Origin of the sequence: Coprococcus sp. RTP31081st1_H1_RTP31081_211007, assembly GCF_040227275.1 — a bacterium.
Classification (GTDB): domain Bacteria; phylum Bacillota; class Clostridia; order Lachnospirales; family Lachnospiraceae; genus Coprococcus; species Coprococcus aceti.
Map to the genome: position 1 here is coordinate 1 of NZ_JBEHVP010000016.1, position 3,050 is coordinate 3,050.

Sequence of the window (3,050 nt, forward strand, 5' to 3'; positions counted from 1 at the left end):
GGATAATCAAGTATTATCAGTCATTTAGGGGAAAATGGGAGGAAGAATACCATGAATAAAACAAAATGTTTATATATATCATTGGGGGTTCTTGCTATAATCGCTACCATAGTGGGATTTAGAGCATATAATAATATATGGGTTGGAGTGCTTTCAGCAGTTATAGTTGTAATTCCATCTATATATTCGGTAATTCCACTTATTATTGAACAACACAAATCAAAGAATGCTAGAAAAAATAGATTGACTGAATCAATATTTACTGATAGAAAAAACGATTTAGAGGATATCATCCGCATTTTAAACATTAATGAACATTGTGTTGAAATAGCAGGAAACGAAGAACAATGCGGAAAAAGTTGGATGGCTAAAAGACTGTGTGATTTTATTAATAATCCTAAGGATTCAGAATTTAAAAATATACAGTACAAATGTCAATATATAAAGGCAGATTATTTGGATATGGATAGTTTAACAGCTAAAGAATTTGACAAATATTTTATAGATAATATTATTACAAGTAAGAATGTATTAATCTTTGATAATGTTGAAAAAATTAGTGCTATTTTAGACAAACAAAAACAGTTCCATTTTCAAATGATTTATATTTTAAAAAATAAAATTAATTTAGCACTGACAACACATACTATGTCTGAATTTCCACAAAATAATATTAATGAATTGCAAAATAAAATAAGCAAAATATATCCTAATATTAGTACACTTACACAATTTGAAATCAATACACTTTTCCAATTAACAGATGGAAATATTGGACGAATCACAGCATTGCTTAGTGAACAAAAAGGTGTATCATGGATTAAAGATATATCAAATAAAACACCAACTGAATATGAAAAATGTCTTCATAAGATAGAAATAGATATTATTGTAGGAAAGTATCAAATAGCTAGAGATAATTTGAGAAAGTTCGAGGTGGAATATAAGAATAATTTTAGTAATAATATGCATTTAACCTATAAATATAACCTTATACTTTCAAACTGCGAGCATATGTTAAACCAATATGAAACAGCACTAGCAACATTATCTATTATTGAAATACCATCATATAAAAAATATAATCAAAAATATGAAATTGAATTACATAAGGCACATTATAATAAGCACCTATGGCATTGTAATGAAGCACTTGAAATATTAGACAGTATTAAAGACAATTCTTTTGCAGCTTTAGTTGATTCACTTGGTATCTTGGCAGCTAAATATTTTATAAATGATTTAAGCGTTCCATATTCTTCCGATGATTCACTTAAAGAATTTAAAAAGAAATTTTTCAATGCATCAAATAGTTCTTTGAATTGTACTGATTTTGACAATTATAAATTAAAACGCTATAAACCGATATTTATTTTCTATGATAAAAAGCCGTCAAAAGAAGAGATGTTAATTCAATGCATTGATGAAGTTATTAAAGTATATGAGGGAGAAAATAATCGACTAAGGGCAAATGCGTATTTTATTAAAGCTGAAATATATAGATTGTATAAACAATATGACAAATCTGTGATTGAATACAAACATTGCATGGATGTAACTATCGATAATAATATTCGTCTTCAAACTAATTTGATTATGTATTATTTAATCAAAGTAAAGGGACTTAATTTGGATTATGAATTAATGCCTGATAATGAAATTAATAATTTATGCCAAGATAATGCATATTCTTGTATAGTGCGGCATAGGATAAGAAATATTGAATTAGGGGATCCAAATGCCGCAGAAATACAAGAACAAATAGATACAAGAATTATGCCTATTTTATAGATATATCCTCAAATGTGAAAGCTGGGGTTTTCAATAAAATTAATTTATTTCTGTAATATATAATATCTTTCTCATTATGGTTTTTTATAGCATATAATAGTTGTGCCAGCATTTTAACATCACCAAATTTCCAATTATAGCGAGCAATTTCCTGAGTACCTATTCTTATGCCATCATTAGCAAATAAACGTTTATGTTTTTTATTTAATGTAATATTATAGTTTTCAGCTGTTTGATAAAATTCATTAGTATCTAAACTATTCATCAAAATAAATAATTGATGCGTATATGTATATTTGTTACTTTTCAATTTTGCAATATTAAAACCTAAATTAGAAAGTTCTTCAGCAAGTTGATTTGCTATTTTTACAGTTAAATTTTGATAGGATTTTCCAAAATTTTCTTGTTCAATAAGTGCAAGTAATAAAGCCGCTATATGATTTGGTTGAGTATTTCTTAAATAATTGGGAGTAATATTTTTTTGCAGTTGTTGTTGGTAATTACTACAATTGGTCATAATAAGTCCACATGCAGGTGCAGGTAATGTTTTGTGTGTGCCACCAATTAATACTATATTATTGATATATTCTAAGGGATTTTCCAACACCCCAGCGGCAATAAGACCAAGAGTTTGTGTTCCATCATAAATAATTCCCATTGAATCAGGTAATGATATTTTAGACATATCAGGTGGATTAATAATATCTGACTGACAGAATATTAAGAATTTGTATAATCCAGATTTACATAAATTATTTAATTCTTTGTAATTAATTTGATAATTATCATAATCATAAGGAATTGCTTCATAATTAACGCCAAGTTTTTCTAGAATAATAGGTATAGAGGCATGACCACCTTGATCTGGAGTGGTTATAAGAACGGAGTCAGTATTCTTTAATAGCGACATTGCACATATGGTAAAACAATTAATTCCTGTCACTGTATCTGCATTAGTATACTTAGCATTAAATAATAGCTGACATTCTTTCTTTAATAATTCATTTAATCTAAATACATATGTTCCTCCGATAAAAGAATTAGTGCCATTTGAATCTACAAATGAATATTTCCCTTCATAATTAGAAATTAGTGCCTGTTTAGAAAAATCAGAAATGTATGTTTCAGCTGCACAAAGTGGAATTTTATTCTTTTCAAATTCATTCAATTCTCTACATAGTTCTTTATATTCTTCAAGTATCTCGCTCATTTGCATTCCTCCCATTTTCCCCTAAATGACTGATAATACTTGATTATCC

Annotated in this window: 2 protein-coding genes; one reads left to right on the plus strand and one right to left on the minus strand. The window is 27.4% G+C overall.

Annotation, left to right across the window (positions count from 1 at the left end; all coding sequences use genetic code 11):
• The first annotated feature begins 51 nt into the window (after positions 1 to 51).
• Complete coding sequence (locus ABUA31_RS14265) at positions 52 to 1,791, plus strand: hypothetical protein (RefSeq protein ID WP_004850033.1); 1,740 nt, start codon at positions 52 to 54, stop codon at positions 1,789 to 1,791.
• Here ABUA31_RS14265 and ABUA31_RS14270 read toward each other — a convergent pair.
• Positions 1,781 to 3,001 (minus strand): PLP-dependent aminotransferase family protein, encoded by a 1,221-nt coding sequence (locus tag ABUA31_RS14270; protein WP_044997833.1) that lies wholly within the window; start codon positions 2,999 to 3,001, stop codon positions 1,781 to 1,783. The genes ABUA31_RS14265 and ABUA31_RS14270 overlap by 11 nt on opposite strands.
• Positions 3,002 to 3,050: the final 49 nt, after the last annotated feature.